This window comes from Kitasatospora sp. NPDC029367, assembly GCF_055569135.1.
Window position 1 is genome coordinate 1 of sequence record NZ_JBVHYH010000096.1, and the last position, 20,217, is coordinate 20,217.

At 72.9% G+C, this 20,217-nt stretch carries 9 protein-coding genes; 3 read left to right on the forward strand and 6 right to left on the reverse strand.

From position 1 onward, the window contains the following. Window positions 1–5,568: polymorphic toxin-type HINT domain-containing protein (locus ACZ4W5_RS34205; protein WP_465658945.1), on the reverse strand; the 5,568-nt coding region annotated here is incomplete at its 3' end. A gap of 401 nt (window positions 5,569–5,969) precedes the next feature. Here ACZ4W5_RS34205 and ACZ4W5_RS34210 point away from each other — a divergent pair. Together ACZ4W5_RS34210 and ACZ4W5_RS34215 are read left to right on the forward strand one after the other, a co-directional pair. Further along, window positions 5,970–10,412, forward strand: coding sequence for a LamG-like jellyroll fold domain-containing protein (locus ACZ4W5_RS34210; protein WP_465658947.1), 4,443 nt, complete (start codon window positions 5,970–5,972; stop codon window positions 10,410–10,412). Window positions 10,413–10,650: 238 nt separating this feature from the next. Beyond that, window positions 10,651–11,211, forward strand: a complete 561-nt coding sequence (locus tag ACZ4W5_RS34215) for a sigma-70 family RNA polymerase sigma factor family protein (protein ID WP_465658949.1) — start codon at window positions 10,651–10,653, stop codon at window positions 11,209–11,211. A gap of 39 nt (window positions 11,212–11,250) precedes the next feature. Here the strand turns inward: ACZ4W5_RS34215 and ACZ4W5_RS34220 are convergent, their stop codons facing one another. From ACZ4W5_RS34220 to ACZ4W5_RS34230, 3 genes are read right to left on the reverse strand one after another with little or no spacing between them, the layout of a single operon-like run. Beyond that, a complete protein-coding gene (locus ACZ4W5_RS34220; protein ID WP_465658951.1) occupies window positions 11,251–12,213 on the reverse strand; it encodes an aldo/keto reductase in 963 nt (320 codons plus the stop codon). Between the two features lie 34 nt (window positions 12,214–12,247). Next, window positions 12,248–12,793, reverse strand: a complete 546-nt coding sequence (locus tag ACZ4W5_RS34225; protein WP_360237651.1) for a phosphatase PAP2 family protein — start codon at window positions 12,791–12,793, stop codon at window positions 12,248–12,250. Continuing rightward, a complete protein-coding gene (locus tag ACZ4W5_RS34230; RefSeq protein ID WP_465658953.1) occupies window positions 12,790–14,226 on the reverse strand; it encodes a diacylglycerol/lipid kinase family protein in 1,437 nt (478 codons plus the stop codon). The genes ACZ4W5_RS34225 and ACZ4W5_RS34230 overlap by 4 nt, the downstream gene beginning before the upstream one ends. Before the next feature lie 398 nt (window positions 14,227–14,624). Here ACZ4W5_RS34230 and ACZ4W5_RS34235 point away from each other — a divergent pair, with 398 nt between their 5' ends. Further along, window positions 14,625–17,900 (forward strand): AfsR/SARP family transcriptional regulator, encoded by a 3,276-nt coding sequence (locus tag ACZ4W5_RS34235; protein WP_465658955.1) that lies wholly within the window; start codon window positions 14,625–14,627, stop codon window positions 17,898–17,900. 28 nt (window positions 17,901–17,928) lie between these two features. On the opposite strand, the gene ACZ4W5_RS34240 is transcribed toward ACZ4W5_RS34235, so the two are convergent. Together ACZ4W5_RS34240 and ACZ4W5_RS34245 are read right to left on the reverse strand one after the other, a co-directional pair. Beyond that, window positions 17,929–18,960: a ketopantoate reductase family protein gene (locus ACZ4W5_RS34240; protein WP_465658957.1), complete on the reverse strand. Its 1,032-nt coding sequence runs from the start codon at window positions 18,958–18,960 to the stop codon at window positions 17,929–17,931. A 6-nt stretch (window positions 18,961–18,966) separates the two neighbouring features. Then, window positions 18,967–20,214, reverse strand: coding sequence for an ATP-grasp domain-containing protein (locus tag ACZ4W5_RS34245; protein ID WP_465658959.1), 1,248 nt, complete (start codon window positions 20,212–20,214; stop codon window positions 18,967–18,969). Window positions 20,215–20,217 lie beyond the last annotated feature (3 nt).

The window sequence follows — 20,217 nt, forward strand, 5'->3', positions numbered from 1 at the left end:
GTTCCAGGTGTGGGAGTCCCACTTCGGGACCCAGCCCGGCGCGTACACCATGAACTTGCCGTCGTCCTGGACGACCGCGAAGTACTTGCTGTTCGGGCCGACCCAGCTCTGCGAGGACCACAGCGGAACCCGCTGGGGGTCGTAGACCACGAAGTTGCCGTCGTCCTGCATCGTCGCCCACGCACCCGGGTGGTTGCCCGTGTTCGTCGACCACGTCACCAGACCGGTCCGCAACGAGGTCAGCACCAGGTTGCCGTCCGACTGCATCGTCAGCTGCACACTGCTGGAGCGCACCGACTCACCCGGGTTGAGCACGAAACCCGCACCCAGGGCCTTGTTGGCCCCCGGGTTCGCGATCTTCGTCGTGTTCCCCGCCGCGTCGTACTGGTAACTGCCCGGAGTGCTCCCGTTGTTGGGGAACGTCGACTTCACCGCCGTCGGCACGTGCGAACCACCGGTGCCGCCGCCCGTGCCCGCCGCCGTGGTCGGCACGTTGCGCGAACCCGCCGCCGGGAACGACTGGTCGATCGTCAGATCCTTGGAGGTGTCACCGGTCGGGTTGTGCATGACCAGCTTCGTCCGGTTGCCGACCGCGTCGTAGCTGTAGTCCTGCCAGTACGGCGCACTGCCGCCGACGGTGGTGGTACCAGCCGTCGAAGCCCCGCTGGTGGGCGTCGCATTGGCACACGACCCCTGCCCGGCCAACGACGGGGTGGGCTGGTTGAGCCGCCCGGTGTCCGACCACGCCGTGGTCAGCCGGCCCAGGTAGTCGTACGTGAAGCACTGCAGGTCCGTCCGGTCCGGGCTGTTGTCCGGAATCGTCCGCACCGCCGTGACCCGACCGGCCGGGTTGTACGCGTAGGTGGTGTTCTGGACGGTGCCGGTGGTGGCCGTCTGCTTGTCCACGTACTGGGTCAGCAGACGCCCGGTCGACTCGTCGTAGGTGTTCGTCGAGACGACCTGCGTCCCCCAAGGGTTCATCGTGTCACGGATGTTGCGCCCGTACGCGTCCCAGTCCGCCTGCCGCAGATAGGTGTACCCCGAGCCGCTGATGTCGTTGAGCTGACCGAACGCCTCGTAGTTGTAGTTCACCGCCTCCTGCGCCAGATCACCGGCCGCGGCACGCGTCTCCGACACCAGCGAACCACTGACCGGGTTGAAGGCGGCCGAGTAGTCGAAGTTCACCTGACCACTGCCGCCGATCTCACTGCCGGGGATCGACACGGTCGACCTGGTCGCACGGTACGCCGCGTCGTACTCACCGACCGACTTGGTGTACGCCGAACCACCAGCGCCGCCCACATACCGGGTCGAGGAGGTCAACTGGCCCTTCGCCACGGTGTCGTAGAGGAAACCGGTCAGCTGGTTCGCCGCGGTCACCGAACCGTTGAACGTGCCGGTCTTGCGGCCCAGCAGGTCGTACGTCATCGCGACCGTCTGACCACGCGCGTCCGTCGTCGTCGCCAACTGCCCCGCACCGTCGTAGGTCCGGGTCGACACGCCCGTGTCCGGGTCGTCGGCCTTCACCTGACGCCCGCGCAGGTCGTAGGTGTAACTCCAGGTGTTCCCGGCCGAATCCGTCCGGGTCGCGGCCTGGCCACCGGGCGTGTAGGTGTAGTTGGTGACGTCCGCGTCGGCCTGGTTGCCGGTCGCCGTGGCCGTCCGGTACTGCCACACCTGGGTCTTGCGCCCGCGCGCGTCGGTGACCGTGCTGGTCGCGGTGGCACCGGCGGGCGGCGAGACGTCCACCCGGTCAGCGCCGGGGTAGGCCGTGGTCGTGGTGGTCTGGGGCTTGCCCAGCGCCACGAACTGCGTGCTCACCACCCGGCCCTGGCCGTCGAACTGCACCACGCTCTGGTTGGGCACCATAGCGCCGTCCGGGATCCACCGGGTCGTGTTCGGCTTGTTGGTGTCCTCGTAATAGGCGCTGTAGGCACGGCCCACCCGGCCCTGCGAGTCGTAGAAGGTGTCCGAGACGATCCGGCCCTGGTAGGCGGAGATCGCCGGGTCGCCCTGGGTCTGCACGGTGCGTCCCAGGCCGTCGACGATCTGCACGGACTTCCCGTAGGCCTTGCCGTCGGGACGCAGCGAGTTGGTCGTCACGGTGGACGGCCCCGAGGTGCCGTTGACGGCGTAGTCGAAGGTCGCGTTCGCGTTGCCGCCGGTGTTCTGCCCCGGGGACCAGACCGCCTTCGCCCGTCCGAGACCGTCGTAGGTCCTGGTCGTGCTACGGCCGTTGGGGTCCGTCGAGGTGAGCGCGAGGCCGCGCGCCGGGCTGAGCGTGACGGTGCTGGTGCGGGCGGTGCCCGCGTCCGGCGCGCCGGCCGGGGCCGGGGTGCCGGTGACCACCTGGTTCGGCAGCTCGCCCGGGTTGGCCGAGCTGTACGTCGTGGTGGTGACCGCGCCGTTGGGGTTGGCGCCGTCGGTGACCGTCGGATCCGTCACCGAGGTGACCCGGCCGTACTGGTCGTACGTGCTGGTCGCGGTGGTGACGAACTGCGCGGCGCCGTTGGCGTCGTAGCCGTTCAGCACCTGCTTGCCCGTCACCTCGGCCTTGGCGCCGGCGCTGCCGAAGCCCTGGCCGTCGTAGAGGGTGCGGGTGTCGGAGACGGTGTTGGAGGCGTTCGCGTCCGCGGTGCAGGCATTGGCGCCCGAGACGACGAGCTGCTCGGAGACCAGGCCGGTCATCTGGGGGTTGGCGCCGCCCGCGTACCGGTAGCGGGTGCAGACGTCCGGGGTGCCGTCGGCCGTGCTCAGCGACGTGGTGACCCGGTTGTTGTTCCCGGCGTCCGTGTTCGACACCGTCGTGGTGGTGCGGGTGCCGGTGGTGGTCGCGGCGGTCGCCGCGGTGGTCACCTTGGTGGCGCCGTAGCGGGCGACCAGGTCCGGCAGGCCGGCCCGCTTGTGGGTGGCCGTCACCACCGGGTTCTCGTACGAGTTGACGGTGTACGACACCGGCGAGCCCGCGTCGGCCGAGGCGTCCGCGTAGGTGTCCGACTCCAGGACCTGCCCGGACATCCAGTCGTAGTCGGTCCGGCTGCCGCTCTTGATCCCGGCGACGGAGGCGCCCCTGGGCTTGCCGTCGGCCTTGAGGTCGCCGTCCATGCCCTGGTAGTAGCTGGTGGTCGACATGGCCTGCGGCCCGTCCTTGCCCGAACCGGTCACCGCGGTCACGCTCGCGAAGCCCCGGAACTGGTCCCAGGTCCGGTAGTCGGACTCGACCAGCGGACTGTCGTTGCGGTGCCAGGCCGCCGGGCCGTAGGTGTAGGAGGTGGTCATCGGCACCGAACCGGAGATCAGGTTGGCGTTCGGGTCCACGGTCACCGTGTCGACCGGGTAGCGCAGGAACCAGTCGTCCACCGTGGACTGCACCTGGGTGTCGAACCACTTCACGTTGAAGCACGGCTTGGTGTTGTTGTCGGCCGACGGCGGCATCCGCCCGGCCGTGCGCGAGCACTGGTCCTGCTTGTACGAGACGAGGATGCTGCCGCCGGTCTCCGTGGTGATCACCGCCAGCCGCGGCCGGTTGTAGCGCGGCCGCGCCGGCACCAGGCCGTCGACCCGGTTGGGCAGCAGCAGGTCCGCGAACGTCACCGCCGGAAGCGCCTGCTCGGCCTGCCCGTTGGCGGTGTCCTTACCGGTCCGCTTCACCGACTGCAGCCAGGCGATCGGGGCGTTCTCCGTCGCGTTCTGCGGCGTCTTGAACACATGGGTCAACTCGTACTTGTCCACCGGACGGTACGTGCTGCCAGAACGGATCGAGGTGGTGATGGCGTTCAGCCACTTCGTCGACCAGTACGTGGGACCGTAGTTGGTGCAGGCACCGACTTCCTGGCACTGCTTGTCCATCGGAACGTCCGGCCAGTTGGCGGCGTTCGCCGCCGTCCGCTTCGCCGGGTCACAGGTCGCCGCGTCCGAGACGCACCGCTCACCCGAGTCGAAGTCCACCCGCGCCGCCGCCTGGTAGGAGCCGCCCGCGCCCAACTGGTCCGACAGCAGCTGACCGTAGGTGATCGCGGCCAGCACCCCGCCCCGCGTGTATGCGGTGTTCGTGCCCTTGCCGCCGTTCTGCGCGCCACCGCGCGCGTACCAGTTGGTCTCGGGCGTGTAGGAGTACGTGGTCAGATTCCCGTGGGCGTCGACCACGTAGTCCAGGTTCCACCGCCACGCCGTCTGGCACCAGGAGCCCTTGCCCTTGGACCCGTCGTAGCACGGGTCACCCGGGTTCGGCGAGTACACCGGAACCGTCCACGCCGACTTGCTCTCCGGCCCCGTCCTGCTCGGCGAACCGTCCGCCGCCGGAAGCTGGTTGAGCCCGAAGTAGTAGACCGTGCCGGAGGTGTCGGTCACCTTGAGGTACGAGCCGTTCCAGGTGCCGTTGTTCGCGCCGGTCAGGAACTCGACCTTCGTCCCGTCGTCGCCCTTGAGCCGCCACTTGCACCGCGACTGCTCGTCCGTCGCCGTCCCGGCGGCACACGAGGAGTCCTCCGGCACCAGCTCACCCGAGTGGCCGCCCAGCGACAGCGTCAGGTTCGGACCGCCCCAACACTGGTCGCCCGAACCGGGAATGCCCGCCTTGTCGCAGCCGCGGTAGCCGCGCTCGACGAATCCCGCGCTCAGGTCCCAGCCGTCACCGATCCAGGAGGCCTGGGCGTTGGTCGACGCCGTCCTGCCGTCCACCGAGGCCGAGTCGTAGCCGAGCGCGAGCGTGGGAGCGCCACCGCCCAGGGAGGGCGGCAGCGCGATCGGATAGCTGTACGTGAACGAGCCCGACGTGCTGCCCGCCGTCCAACTCTGGCTGGAGGCCAGCGGTGTGGCGCTGTACGTGCCGGTCCCGCCGGAGGGCGCGGCGTCCAGCGCCAGCAGCACCTGACCCGAGGCTGCGGGCGCTTCGGCGGCGGCCGCGGACTCCGCCCGCGAGCCCTTCGACGTCCCGCCCACCGCCGGCAGGTCGACGTCCGCGACCAGCCGCTTCGACTTCTCGTCGTAGTGCGAGGCCACCGGCGTACGGACCCGGCAGCCGTCCGCGTCCGGTGTGCTCAGCGCACACTCGGGCAGCGCCACCAGCCGGGCCCGGGCGGCGAGTTCCGCGCCGACACCGATCGCGCCGAGGTCGATCCCGACCTGGACCTTGCCGGCCTCCGCCGCCCCGTCGCGGGTCAGCGTGACGACCGTGCCCTGCACGCCCTTCGCGGACTCCGCGGACGGTGCGGCGACCTTCACCCGCACGGGCGCGGCGGGCGCGGCCCCGCCCCCCGGCGCCGGGGCCAGCCAGACCGGCAGGTCACCCGCCTGCCTGGACGCACCGGCGCCGGCGTCCAGCGCGACCTCGGCGCTGCCGCTCTTCGGCTGCGGCAGGGACTTCGGCGGCACCCAGTTCGGCGAACCGGTCGGCGGTGAGGTCGACTTCACCTTGTCCGCCGCGCCGTGCACCGAGGCCGTCTTCGGCAGCGGCGTGCCGGGCGGCGACCAGATCCGGCCGTGGTCGGCGCCGCCGCCCGCAGGGGCCGCTACCGCGGTGCCGAGCGGCGCCGCCAGAACGGCCAGCACCGCGAACGAACCGACCAATGACAATTGGGATTTACGCCATCTCGACGGCGACTGGTCCCACCCGGATTCACCGGGTGGTCGTTCGGGAAAAGAGGACATCTCCACCCCTTTGAGAAGTCCGCACCGCGACTCGGCGCGGACAGTCTCGCTGGAGGGTAGGGGGCTGACGATCCGGTGGTCGAGCGGCTTGAGGATCCCCTGAGGATGTGATTCAAATCACAGTCGAACGAAATCGGCGGACGGTCCGTCAAAGCGGACATCCCGGCCGCATATAGCAATTGACGATCAACCAGCTAATGCGGCAGCTTGCTGAGGTCCTTCACGAACGAACCGGATCCGGTCGCCATTCGCGGCCGGACGGTCTCTCCTCTCCTCGAAGGGGCTTCACCATGTCCGCTCCGTCCGGAGCTTCCTCCGGCATGCGCAGAACCGGGCATCCGCCCCGGCGTTCCCACGCCGTCGCGGTCGCCCTCGTGCTCGCGCTGACCTCCGTCGGACCGATCGCGCCGCTGGCCTTCGCCGCCGACTCCCCGAGCGCCCCCGCGGCCTCCGCCGGCCAGACCCCCGGGGCGATCCCGAAGGACCTGGCCGACCGGATCGCCGCCGGCGACGCCAAGTTCGCGGGCGAGAAGCCCCAAATCGCCTCCGACAAGGCGATCGCCGAGGCCAAGCGCACCGGAAAGCCCGTCCCCGTACCGGAGTTGACCGACGAGTACAGCGAGACCGTCGCCACCCCCGCCGGGCACCTGTCCCGCACCCAGCACGCCGACCCCCAGCGCGTGAAGCAGGACAACGCCTGGGCCGACCTCGACGGCACCCTGGTGGCCGACGACCACGGCGGCTACCGGCCGAAGACCGCCGTCGCCGGCGTCCACCTCTCCGGCGGCGGAGACGGACCGCTCGGCACCCTCACCAGCCCGGACGGCGAGTCCCTCACCATCGACTCGCCCTTCCCACTGACCAAGCCCACCCTCGACCCCAAGGGCGAGGCCCTGGTCTACCCCGAGGTCGCCCCCGGCATCGACCTGCGCGTCACCGCCTCCAAGCTCGGCGGCCTCTCCACCGTCCTCGTCGTCAAGACCGCCGAGGCCGCCAAGAACCCGGCCCTCAAGAAGGTCCGCTTCCCCACCAAGGCCAAGGGCGTCACCGTCAAGGCCGACGACGCCGGGAACCTATCCGCCACCACCAAGGACGGCAAGACCCGCTGGCACGCCTCCGCCCCGCAGATGTGGGACAGCGGCACGACGGGCGCCCCCGCGGTCAAGGGCAAGTCCGCCGCCGCCCAACGCGACGGCGACGGCCAGACCCCGGAGCAGACCAGCACCGCCGAGGCACCGGGGACCAACGCCAAGGTCGCCACCATGAAGACGGCGGTCTCCGGCGACGCCGTCGAGCTCACCACCGACGACACCGTCCTCGGCAAGGGCCAGGGCCCCTGGTTCATCGACCCCGGCTGGATCTACGACCGCCGCGAGGCCAACGCCTGGACCTGGACCCAGTCCGCCTACCCGGGCGCCGCCAACCTCGGCCGCACCGTCGCCAACACCGGTGACCAGTACGCCCAGCCGGGCGTCGGCTACCAGGGCTGGCGCACCGACAAGGGCATCGAACGCTCCTACTTCCAGTTCGACACCCGCTGGTACAACGACATCGTCATCAACAAGGCCGTCCTGTCCGTCTGGGAGGCCAAGTCCGCCGACATGTCCTGCACCAACAAGTACCAGGTCGACCTCGCCCTCACCGGCGCCATCGACAACAGCACCAGCTGGAACAACACCCCCGGCGTCGTCGCCTGGACCGGCAGCGCCGACGTCGGCGGCGCCGGCCAGAGCGGCTGCGGCGGCAACACCCAGTTCGACTACGACGTCACCGGCGCCTACCAGCAGTACGCCCCCAGCCACGACACCCTCACCTTCGGACTCTTCGCCCACAACGAGTCCGACAAGATGGCCTTCAAGCGCCTCACCTACAACCCCGCCGTCGTCGTCGAGTACGACCGCGTCCCCAACACCCCGACCAACCCGTACGCCTGGCCCGTCCCCTCGACGACCGTGCCGTGGGCCGAGAACCAGGGCTGTGACGGCAACTCGATCGGCTGGCTCAACTCCTCCTCGGGCTTCAACGGGTCGGTCAGCCTCAACGCGACGGTCAGCAGCAACGCCCAAACCTCACTGTTCGCCTGGACCCACATCTGGGACTACGCGGACCTGAGCGCCGACGTCGACTCCGGCTACACCGCCGAGGTGACCAACGGAGGGAACGCGGTCTTCCAGGTCAACCCGAGCGTCATCAAGGACGGCCACGTCTACGGCTGGGGCACCATGGCCACCGACAAGCTGGTCCGGATGTCCGCCTCCACCCCGATGTGCCGCTTCGGCGTCGACCTGACCCCGCCGACCCTCTCCGTCCCGGACGCCAACACCGTGCTGTCGGCCGCCGACCTCGCGGACAGGTTCCCGCCGTCCGGCAACGGCCAGGTCACCAAGAAGCACGCCGGCGAGCAGGGCCTGGTGCCCTTCACCGCGACCGACCCCGCACCCGGCGGCAACGCCTCCGGCGTGGTCTGCGCCCGCTGGGGCTGGGACCCGCAGCTCGCCAACGTCGGCTGGTCGTGCGGCGGTTCGATGCCGCAGGGCGGGATCCCGGTCACCCCCGGCCGCTGGGGCACCAACATCCTGTACCTGCAGGTGATGGACAACGCCCGCAACGTCTCCCCGGTCGCCCAGTACTCCTTCTACGTGCCGTGGAACCCGGACGGCCCGCCGCCGGTCTTCGGTGACGTCACCGGCGACGGCGCGCCCGACATCCTCGCGCCCGACCAGGCCGGCTACCTGCGGGCGTACAACCCGCCGGGCAACCCGAACGCCAAGAGCCCGTCCGTCTCGGCCGTCTCCCTCCCGGCGGAGGCCCCCGGCGGCAAGGGGTGGAACGGCATCCAGCTGACCCACCGCGGCACCCTCACCGGCGGCAACAACATCGACGACGTGATCGCCCACGCACCCGGCGCGGGCGAACTCTGGGTCTACCCGAACCCGGGCAACACCGGCGTCTACGGCCGGATCGACAAGCCCGTCCCGCTCGCCAAGCCCAAGTGCGCCAAGACCGCCACCGAGGACTGCTCCTGGCTGACCACCGCCGGCTACAACGCCAACGACTGGTCCACCACCCTGCGCATCGCCGCCCTCGGCGACCCCGTCAACACCGACCTCGACCCCAAGCTCGGCTTCAAGAACAAGACCGGCCTGCTCACCGTCGAGAGCACCAACAACGGCACCGACGCGGCCCTCTGGTACTACCCCGCGACCAACGCCAACACCCTCGGCAAGCCCGTCCGCCTCGCCGCCACCGGCTGGAAGGACAAGGAGCTCATCACCCCCGGCGACTGGGCCAAGCAGGGCCACCCCGGCCTGTTCACCCGCAACCTCGCCGCCTCCGCCGACGCCGCCAAGGACGACCTCAACGGCCTCACCTTCACCACCGGCACCGTCCTGGCCACCGACAACCAGGGCCAGCCCGTCAACGACCCCACCGGCAAGCCCCTGATGGTCCCCACCCTCACCGGCATCGCCAGCACCACCAAGATCGGCGGGGTGCCCAGCGACACCTGGACCACCCTCGGCTCCGACGGCGACCTCACCGGCAACGGCAACGCCGCCCTCTGGGGTACCAAGGCCGACGGCTCCGTCGACATCTGGTGGGGCAAGGTCACCACTGCGGGCACCCCGACCGCCGGCTACACCTGGCAGGTCGGCCCCAACACCGTCGCCAACACCGCCGTCAACCCGGCCCAGTGGGTGCTCGACGGCCGCACCAGCGGCGACAGCGGTGACACCAACAAGCTCTACCGCAACGGCGACGACCCGAAGAACAGCTACCCGACCGGGGCCACCCTCACCGCCGACCACAACCGCACCGCCAACAAGGCCACCGCCTTCGACGGAGCGTCGGTCTACCGCACCACCGCCCCCGTCAACAGCGGTCTCGACACCACCCGCAGCTACAGCGTCTCGGCCTGGGTCAAGGTCAACAACCTCGACTCCTTCGAGACCGCCGTCTCCCTCACCGGCGACGTGGCGAGCCCGTTCTACCTGCAGTACTCGAAGTCCTTCCACAACTGGGCCTTCGTCGCACCGAGCAGTGACAGCACCAACCCCACGGCCTGGTACTCCGCCTACGACCACAGCGGCCGCACCAACGCGGCGGTCGGTCAGTGGACCCACCTGACCGGCACGTTCAACGCCGACACCTCGACCATCACGCTGTACGTCAACGGCGCGGCCGTCGGCTCCGACAGGATGCCCAGCGGCTGGAAGCCCGCCCCCGGCAGCCTGAACATCGGCGGTGTCACCTACAACAAGTCCACCCCCGGTGACCTGCTCAACGGCGCGATCAGCGACGTCCGGGCCTACCCGTACGCGCTGACCGACCAGCAGGCCAACACGCTCGCCACCACCGACTCGGCCATCCAGATCCGCAGCGCGGTCGACAGCCGCAAGTGCCTCGACAACTGGGGTGGCAACGCCGGTGCCCAGCTCCGGATCTACGACTGCTGGAACGGCGACAGCCAGCACTTCGTGATGACCAAGGACAACCGGATCAAGATGCCGATCTCCGGGCTCTGCCTCGGCACCGCGGACGCCGCGGCCGTCAACGGCACCCCGGTCGTCGCGCAGGACTGCGGCAGCAACCCGGGCTCGCAGACCTGGACCCGCCGCTACGACAACTCGCTGTACAACCCGGCGTCCGGCCTCTGCCTGGACCTCAGCGCCTGGAACACCACCAACGGCCGGGGCCTGGACGTCTGGCAGTGCGTCGACCAGGGGAACGAGCACTGGATCTTCGAGGCCCAGCAGACGGTGTAACACCCGTTCGACCCCAGCACCGCAGAGCGCCGTCCCCCGCCGGAGTCCATCCGGCGGGGGACGGCGTCGTTTCCGGCGTCGTTTCCGGCGACCGGCGTCGTTTCCGGCGACCCGCGTCGGACCTCCCCGGAGATTCGCCCGGCACCACCCGGTGTGATCAACCTGCTTCTCCGAGTAAGGTCCAGCCACGGCCGGGTACCGGTCGGTGACGAACCCTCCGGAGCCGAGGAGTGTGACCGTGCCCGAGCAGGACCGGCAGGCAGGCCAGTTCGAGCACCTGCGGCCGCGGATGAGGGCCCTCGCGTACCCGTTGCTGGGCTCGCACGCGGAGGCGGAGGCCGCGGTGCGGGAGGTGTGGGTCAGGCTCGGCCGGATCGATCCGGCGGAGGTGGCTGACCTCGCCGAGTGGTTGACCACGGTGACCGGGCGGGTCTGCCTGGGGCTGCTGGGTGCGCGGGACACCCGGCCCCGGCGGCTCCCGGACGTGGCGGTCGGGCCGGGGCACCCGGTGCCGGCGGACGGGTCGGTCGGGCCCGCGCTGCTGGCCGCGCTGGACGCGCTGGCCCCCGCCGAGCGGATCGCCTTCGTGCTGCACGAGGTGTTCCGGCTGCCCGTCGACCTGGTGGCGACCGCCCTCGACCGGACCACCGCGGACACCCGCGGGCTCGCCGAGCAGGCCCGCCGCCGGGTGCACGGGGCCCGCGCGGCGGGCGCCGAGGGCGGCCCGGCCGGCCGTCGGCGGCGGTGGACGCCTTCGATCCGGCGCCCCGCGACCGGGACCGGGACCGGGCGGCACTGACGGCCCGCCCGGCTCGACTCAGCTGCCCGGCTGCCCGGCTCAACTGCCCGCGGTGTCCAGGCGATGGCGCTGGTCCGGGTCGAGGGCCAGGTCCAGGGCGGCCAGGCTCTCCTCCAGCTGGGCGACCGAGCCGGCGCCGATCACCGGGACGGTGGGGACGGGGTGCCCGAGCAGCCAGGCCAGGACGACCTGGTTGACGGTGGCGCCGGTCTCCTCCGCGACCTCGGCCAGCGCCGCGAGCCGGGCCTCGGTGCCGGGCCACCGGTACTCCTCGGGCAGGGGGCGGTCGGGGCGGGTGTAGGAGCCGCCGAGCAGCGGCGAGTAGGCGAGCAGGGTGAGGTCCGGCCGGTCCGCGAGGTAGCTCAGCAGGGCCCGGTCGGCGTGCCGCTGGATGCCGAGGTCCGCGCCGGGCCGGGGTTGCAGGTGGCTGTGGCGCTGCTGGACGCACCGGTAGCCGGGCCAGCCGCGCGTGTCGGCGAGGTCGTTGGCCGCGGCGAGGTCGGCGGCGCGGTGGTTGCTGCAGCCGAGGGCGGTGACCTTGCCGTCGGCGACCAGGCCCGCGAAGGCGCCCATGGTCTCCTCGACGGGCGTGCCCGGGTCCGTGACGTGGGCGTAGTAGAGGTCGATCCGGTCGGTGCCGAGCCGGCGCAGGCTGCCCTCGGCCGCGCTGCGCAGGGCGGGGGCGGAGAGGCCTTCGAGGTGTTCGGGGTAGGGCAGTCCGGGGACGGGGCGGGCGCCGGCCTTGGTGGCGAGGACGAGCCGGTCGCGGTTGCGGCGGCGAGCGGTCCAGCGGCCCAGGAGTTCCTCGCTCTCGTGGCCGGTGCCGCCGGGGGCCCAGCAGGCGTAGTTGTTCGCGGTGTCGATGAAGGTCCCGCCGGCCTCGGTGAACCGGTCGAGGATCGCGGTGGCGGTCCGCTCGTCCACGGTGGTGCCGAAGGTCATCGCGCCGAGGCACAGCGCGCTCACCTTCGGTCCGTCAACTCCCAGGCTGCGGTGCAGCATCAGTGTTCCCCTCCCCGGGTCCGAAGGCTCGACCCTACGGCGTCCGCCGTCCGGCCGCGAGCGCGATCCCGGCGCAGGTGCTGCCCAGCAGGGCGCCGGCCAGGACGTCGCCCGGGTAGTGGACGCCGGTGTGCACCCGGGAGTAGCCGACGGCGACGGCGAGCAGGCCGAGCGGGACGGCGGTGGCGGGCAGCAGGGTGCCGACGGCGGTGGCCAGGGCGAAGGCGGAGGCGGTGTGGCCGGAGGGGAAGGAGGCGCTGACCGGCATCGGGACGTGCCGGCCCAGCACCACCCGGGCGGCCTCCCGGTCCGGGCGGGGGCGGCGGACCAGCCGCTTGCCGAGGATGTTGGCGGTGAAGGAGGCGAGGGCGACGGCGGCCGCGCCGGTCACCCCGGCGCGGCGGCAGCGGCCGGGGACGAGGGCCAGGGCGGCGGCGACGGAGAGGTTGATCTTCGAGTGGTCGGCGGCCGCGGAGAGGGTGCGCAGGGCGGAGTCGAGGGCGGGGGTGTCGGTGGCGGCGACGGCGGCGTAGAGCGCCGCGTCGAGCGCGGTGAGGTCGCGCAGGACCGGGCCGGTCATCGGTGGCCTCCGGTGGGTCGAGCCTGCGCCGGGTGCGTACCCGGGCCGGACAGGGCCAGCCGGGTGACGTCGCGCCAGTCCAGCGGGTGGGCGTGGGCCCGTTGGGCCGGGTCGGCGCCGGGGCGCTCGCGCGGGACGCGGACCCGCAGGGCGCGGTGCTGCAGGGTGCAGACGACCGGGGTCGGCAGGGTCAGCGCCTCGCCGTCGACGGCGACGGGGATCTCGGCGGCGTCGGCGTGCACGGTGACCTGCCGCGCCGAGAGCAGGGTCAGTGCGGCGGCCCGCTCGCCGAGCAGGACGAGTTCGGCGGCTCCGGCGGCGCCCTCGACCCGGACGCCGACCACGCCCAGCAGGCCCTCGTCCAGCCGGGGGCGGCGGCCGAGGTCGACGGGGTCGGGGGCGGCGTACGGGTTGTTGCTGACCAGCAGGGCCTGCGGGGCGTCGATGCGGTGCCCGTCGGCGCGGGCGGTGAGGGTGGGCCCGGCCTCGCCGGTCAGCAGGTCGGGCAGGGCGTCGAGGGCGGTGGCGGTCTTGGCGTCGCGGTACTCGGGGCTCTGCACGATCTGGGCGTAGGCGCCGAAGGAGACGGTGTTGACGAAGGTCCGGTCGCCGACCCGGCCCAGGTCGACGGTGAGTTCGACGCCGTCGCGGAGGGCGTCGAGGCAGGTGGCGGGGTCGGTGCGGTCGAGGCCGAGGTCCATCGCGAAGTGGTTGCGGGTCCCGGCGGAGACGACCAAGAACGGCAGGCCGTGTTCGGCGGCGACGGCCGCGACCAGGGCCTGGGTGCCGTCGCCGCCGGCCACTCCGAGCAGGTCGGCGCCGTCGGCGACCGCCCGGCGGGCGAGCTCGGCGACGTCCTGCTCGGCGGAGGTGTCGAGCAACACCACCCGGGCGCCCAGTTCCTCGGCGCGCCGGACCAGGTCGAAGCGTTCGACCTTCCCGCCGCCGGACTTCGGGTTCATGATCAGGACGGGCTGCCGCGGCGGCGGGGTCTCCCGGGTGGGCATCGGGCGCGGCGGCCGGGCGGCGCGCAGCGCGGCGCGGGCGCAGGCGAGGGCGGCGAGCCAGAGGGCCACGGCGGTCACCGTGAGCGCCAGCACCCCGGCGTCATAGGCGAGCAGGACGCCGGCGGCCGGCCCACCGACGGCCAGCAGCACGCCGACCAGCCGCCACAGGGCCCGCCGGGTGATCGCCCACCAGACGCCGACGGCCGTCACCACCAGGCCGGCGAGCTCGGCGAGCAGCACCAGCAGCCCGTGCGGGCCGGTGAAGGCGAGCACGACCACGGCGGCCAGTGCGCACAGCAGGGCGAGCCGCGCGAGCCGGCGCGGCCGGCGCCGGTCCACCACGTCCTCCCCCGGCCCTCCGGCCGTCGATCCGTCGGCCCTCGACCCGCTCTCCGTCGGCTCGCTCTCCGTCGGCTCGCCCGCCATCGACCCGCCCTCCTCCGTTCGGCCCCGTCCGGTCCGGTCACCGTAACCTGAGGGCCCGTTCGGGGCGCGTCGAACGGGCCGGGCGGCACGGCCGGTTCAGAGGCCCGGCGGGCCGCTCCCGAATGTCCAAAAACAATTCCGGGGCCGCCCGCCGGGGGCCCGGCCCCGGAGAATCCGTCCGGAGGCCCTGGCAGAGCTGACACGCACACGAAGCATCTGCGTCAGCAATGGTCAGACCGGGATCACGTACGATAGCGCGGGGGTTATGGCAAGAATTCGGCGAGCGTACAGAAACCTCCCGCACGGACTGTCCGGTTAATGCTGTGACGGTAGTGTCCACGGGGGAATCTGGTGTATACCAATACGCTGAGCGCGTTTCGGTTGACGGGGAGGAAGGCATGCTGCTACGGCTGCTGGGGTCGGTCGAACTGGTCCATGAGGGGCGCTCGCTGGACCTGGGCGGCCCACGGCAGCGGGTGGTCCTGGCGATGCTCGGACTGAACGTCAACCGGACCGTCTCCACCGAACAGCTGATCGACGCGGTGTGGGGGGACGCACCGCCGACCACGGCCCGCGGACAGGTCCAGGTCGCCGTCTCCACCCTGCGCAAACGTTTCACCCAGGCCGGTCGGCCGGAGGCGATCATCACCCGCTCCCCCGGCTACGCGCTGGAGCTGGCGCCCGCCGACGTGGACAGCCTGGAGTTCGAACGGCTGGTCGCGCTCGCCCGGGAGGAGGACGGCGCGGGCCGCACCGAGCGGGCGGCCGCCACCATGCGCGCGGCGCTGGCGCTGTGGCGCGGGCCCGCGCTGGACGGGGTGCCCGGCGAGCTGGCCCAGCGGGCCGCCACCCACCTGGACGACCGGCGGCTGACCGTGCTGGAGGAGCGGGTCCGGCTGGACCTGCTGCTCGGCCGGCACGGCGAGCTGGGCGCCGAACTGGCCTCGCTGACCGCCCGCCACCCGCTCCGGGAGCGGCTGTACGGGCAGCTGATGCTGGCGCTGTACCGCTCGGGCCGGCAGGCGGACGCGCTGGAGGCGTTCCAGCGGGCGCGCCGGGCACTGGTCGAGGAGATCGGCATCGAGCCGGGCCAGGAACTACGGGAGCTGGAGCGGGCGATCCTGTGCCAGTCCCCCGGGCTGGACCTGCCGGGGCACCGCGACGGGCACGCCCGGCACACCGCCGCCAGCCCGGCCGCTCCGCCGCTCGCACCCGTGCTCGCCCCCGCACCGGCGCCCGTACCCCAGGTGGCCCTGGTCTCCGTGGCGCCCCTGTCGATGCCGCCCGCCGACCGGGGCACCGCGGACCCGGCCCCCGCCATTCCCCCGCCCGCGCCCCCGGCTCCCGCCGTCCACGCCGCGCACACCGCGCACACCACCCACACCGTCCAGGCCACCCTCACCACCCACCCGGCACACCCCGCCGCCGAGACCGCCTTCCGCCTCACCCCCCGCCAACTCCCCGCCAGCATCAGCGACTTCATCGGTCGCCGGAGCCAGCTCGACGAGATCAAGAAGCTGATCGTGCCCTACGCCGGCACCCAGGCCCCCGGCTACGCGGTGCCGATCGTCAACATCTGCGGCCCGGGCGGGGTCGGCAAGTCCGCGCTGGCGGTGCGCGCCGCGCACGAGGCCGGCGCCCACTTCCCGGACGGCCACCTCTACGCCGACCTGCACACCCCGACCGCCGAGCCGGGCGCCACCGGCGAGGGCGAGGGCCGGACCGGGACGCTGCTCGCCCGCTTCCTGCGGGCGGTCGGGGTGCCGGCCAAGGCGATCCCGGAGGACCCCCAGGAGCGGGCCGAGATGTACCGCAGCCGACTGGCCGACAGCCGGGTCCTGGTGGTCCTGGACGGAGTGACCAGCGCGGAGCAGGTGACGCCGCTGCTGCCGGGCAGCGCCAGCTGCGCGGTGCTCGCGACCAGCCGGGTCCGGCTGGCCCGGGTCCCGGGGATCCACCGGGTGGACGTCGAGGTGTTCGACATGTCCAACGCGCTGGACCTGCTGGCGGGCATCATCGGCAGGCCGCGGGTCCAGGCCGAACTGGACACCGCCGTCGAGCTGGTCCACCTGTGCGACGGGCTGCCGCTGGCGCTGCGGATCGCCGGCGCCCGGCTGGCCTCGCACCCGCACTGGCCGGTGGAGCGGCTGGTCCGGCGGCTGCGCAACGAGCGCCGCCGGCTGGACGAGCTCAGCCACCACGGCCTCGAACTGCGCTCCACCATCAGCCTCACCTACCGCGCCCTGCCGCCCTCGGCCCAGCGGCTGTTCCGGCTGTTCTCCCTGGTCCAGCTGCCGGACGCGCCCGCCTGGATCGCGGCGGCGCTGCTGGACTGCGACCCGTGCACCGCCGAGGACACCCTCGACCTGCTGGTCGAGGCCCAGGTGATGGACATCGTCCAGTACCCGAACCAGCCGGGGCCGCGCTACCGCTTCCACGACCTGGTCCGCGCCTACGCCCACGAGCAGTTGGTGGCCACCGAGAGCACGGGCGAGCGGCAGGCCGCGCTGGCCCGGATGCTGGGCGGCTGGCTGGCCCTGGCCGAGGACGCCCACCGCCGGGAGTACGGCGGCGACTACACCGTCATCCACGGCACGGCCGAGCGCTGGCGGCCGCCGCTGGAGGGCCGCTCGGGCGCGGCCGGGACCGGGGTGGACGGCTGGGACACCGAGCGGCTGGCCCTGGTGACGGCCGTACGGCAGGCCGCCGCGGCCGGGCTGGACGAACTCTGCTGGGATCTCGCGCTCACCTCGGTCACCCTGTTCGAGGCCAAGGGGCACTTCGACGACTGGGAGGAGACCGCCCGGCTCGCCCAGGAGACGGCGGTCCGGGCGGGCAACACCGTCGGCCAGGCCGCGATGCTCTACTCGCTCGGGACCCTGCACATGTTCCAGACCCGGCACGAGCAGGCCCAGGAGCACTTCGCGCTCGCCCGGGAGCTGTTCGAGGCGGCCGGACACGACCACGGCCGGGCCCTGGTGCTGCGCAACGACGCCTTCCTGGACGGGGTGCGCGGCGACGACCTGGCGATGCGGGAGAAGTACGACGAGGCGCTGGCCGTGATGCGGCTGGTCGGCGACCGGATCGGCGAGGCCCACATCCTGCGCAGCCTGGCCGGCTGGTGGATGACGGCGGGCCGGCCGGAGCGGGCCCACGCCCTGCTGGAGCAGGCCCTGGTGATCTGCCGGGCGGAGAACTGCGTCCGGGTGGAGGCCCAGGTGCTGCAACGGTTCGCCGAGCTGCACCTGTCGGCCGGGCGGACGGACCTGGCCGAGGACGCCCTGCGGGAGGTGCTACGGATCGTCCGGGCCGGCGGCGACCGGATCGGCGAGGCCTACGCGCTGCACGGCCTCGGCACGGTGCACCGCCGGGAGGGCCGGCTGGACGGCGCGGTCGACACCCTGACCCGGGCGCTGGAGCTGTCCCGGCAGGTCGGCGAGCGGGCCGTGGAGGGCCGCTCGCGCTACGCGCTGGCCGAGATCGCGCTCCGCCGGGCCGACCGCGCCCAGGCCGCCGGGCACCTCAAGGCCTGCCGGAAGCTGTTCACCGAACTCGGTTCCAAGCCCTGGCTGGAGCGCACCGAGGACCTGCTGGCCGAGTCGCGGCGCGGCCCCGAACCGGCCGCCGAGGCCGGACCGGCGCTGCGCCTGGGGAGCCGCCCGGACCGCTGCTGACCTCCGGCCCGCGGCCAGGTCCGGCCGACTACCCCGCCGCGAGGGGCTGTTCGTCCGCCGCCCGCCCGATCAGCTCGGCCAGCTCCGCCACGGCCAGGCTGCCGGGCTCGCGGCGCTCCCGCACCCAGCGGTTCACCAGTTCCTGGAACAGCTCGTTGACCGGCGTCGGCACCCCGCAGCCGCGCCCCAGCAGCACGATCTCCCCGTTCAGGTAGTCCACCTCGGCGGACCGGCCGCCCCGCTTGAGGCTCTGCCAGGTCGAGCCGTGCCCGGCCCCGGGGTCCGACGGCCGACGCTCGACCGCGCCCAGGCGCAGTTCGGTCAGCTCCTCGGACGTCGCGAACGCGATGCCCGACCGCTCCAGCACGGCGACGGCCTCGGCCCGCGCCCGGACGGCCAGAGCCGCGGACTCCGCCCCGGGCCGCTGCCCGCACAGCGCGTCGACGGCGTTGGCCAGGTTGTCGACCAGCTTGCCGTACTTCCAGCGCAGCACGTCCTCGACCACCTCGGCCCGGAAGTCGGCCGCGGTGAGGTCGGCGGCGATCTCCCGGACGGTGTCGTCGGCGCCGTCCGGGTAGCGGCCCAGGGCGAGGGCGCCGGTGCGCGGCCCGCACCAGGTGCGCACCTCGCCCGGGGTGAGGAAGGCGGCCGGCAGCACGACCATGGCGCCGTACACCCGGCGGAAGTGCCGCAGCGCCAGCCGCTCGTTCTCCACCCCGTTCTGCAGGCAGACCAGCGGCAGCCGGGCGCCGGCCCGGGCCCCGGCCGGGCCGACCGGGCGGTCGGCCCAGTCGGCCAGCGCGGCCGCGGTGTCCTGGGTCTTGACGGCCAGCAACAGGACGTCGCCCTCGCGCAGTTCGAGCTCCTGCGGACCGGCGGCCACCGGGATCCGGGCGGTGGCCGCCCCCGCCGGGGAGTGCACCGTCAGCCCGTGCTCGCGCAGCGCCGCGCCGTGCTCGCCGCGCGCGACCAGGACCACCTGCTGCCCGGCCCGGTGCAGCCGCGCGCCGACCACGCCGCCGACCGCCCCCGCGCCGACCACGATGTACCGCTTGTCCATCGAACCCTACTCCTCCCAGCTGATCCCGTTCGCGTACCACGCGGCCAACTCCTCGGCGTTGGCGGCGACTTCGGCCGCGTCCCGGCCAATGATCACATAGCCGCCGAGGTAGTCCCCGGACTTCTCGCCACCGTGGTAGCGGTGTCCGACCGTGCCCTTGATCCGCTCCTCGACCACGAAGGACGGCGGCTCCTGCGGCAGTCCGGTCAGCCGGCCCCGCCCGGGGTAGAACAGCACCCAGCCGCCGGAGCCGCCCGGCGGCACCGCCCGCAGCTCCTCGCCCCGGGGGATCCGCTCGCCGAGCTGGGCGGCGAACCAGCGCTGGTCCAGGTCGAAGCCGGTGGCGGCGCGGATCGCCCCGGTGGTGCGGGCCCCGCCGGTCCGGCTGGCCACCTCGCAGAGCACCAGGCGGTCGTCGGGGGTGAGGAACACCTCGAGGTGGAAGTTGGTGCAGTCGGGGGTCGGCAGCACCGTCAGCACCGTCTCGGCGTACTCGATCAGGCGCTCCACCAGCGGCTCGCCCCGGTTCAGCTGGGCCGAGCCGAGGTAGCCGCCGGAGTGGAAGGTGAGGCAGTCGTTGAGGTAGTGCGAGACGAACACGGCGGCCAGCCGGCCCTCGGTGACCAGGCCGTCGACGACGTACATCCGGCCGTCGACGAAGCGCTCCACCTCGGCGTGCTCGGGCAGGCCCCCGGCGAGCAGTCCGGTGAGGTCGGCCTCGTCGCGCAGCACCACGGTGCCCTTGGAGCCGGAGCCCAGGGCGGGCTTCACCACCACCGGGTAGCCGTGCTCGCGGATGAAGCCGAACAGGTCGAGCGCGACCCGCACCGGCGCGAACTCCGGTACGTCCAGGCCCTTCTCGCGCAGCATGGTCTTCATCAGGACCTTGTCGCGGAAGGCCAGGGCGCTGTCCCAGTGCTGGCCGGGCAGGCCGAACAGCTCGCGCAGCCGGGCGGCGCGCAGCACGTCCCGCTCGCCGCGGGCGATCACCGCGACGAAGTCCTCCTCGGCCAACTCCATGGCCACCCGCTCGAGTTCGCTGCCGCCGTGGTAGCCGGGGATCGACCGGGCGGCCGGCAGGTGGGCATACTGCGGGTACTTCTCCTCGGAGACCAGCAGGGTCAGCCGGACGCCGAGTTCGGCCGCCCAGAGGTCGTACGGGGTGTCGGCGTGGTCGCTGTCCACCAGCACCAGGGCGTGCGGGGCGGTCGCCCCGGTGGCCGGCTGCCGCGGCGGTCGTGCTTCCGTCTCCATTGC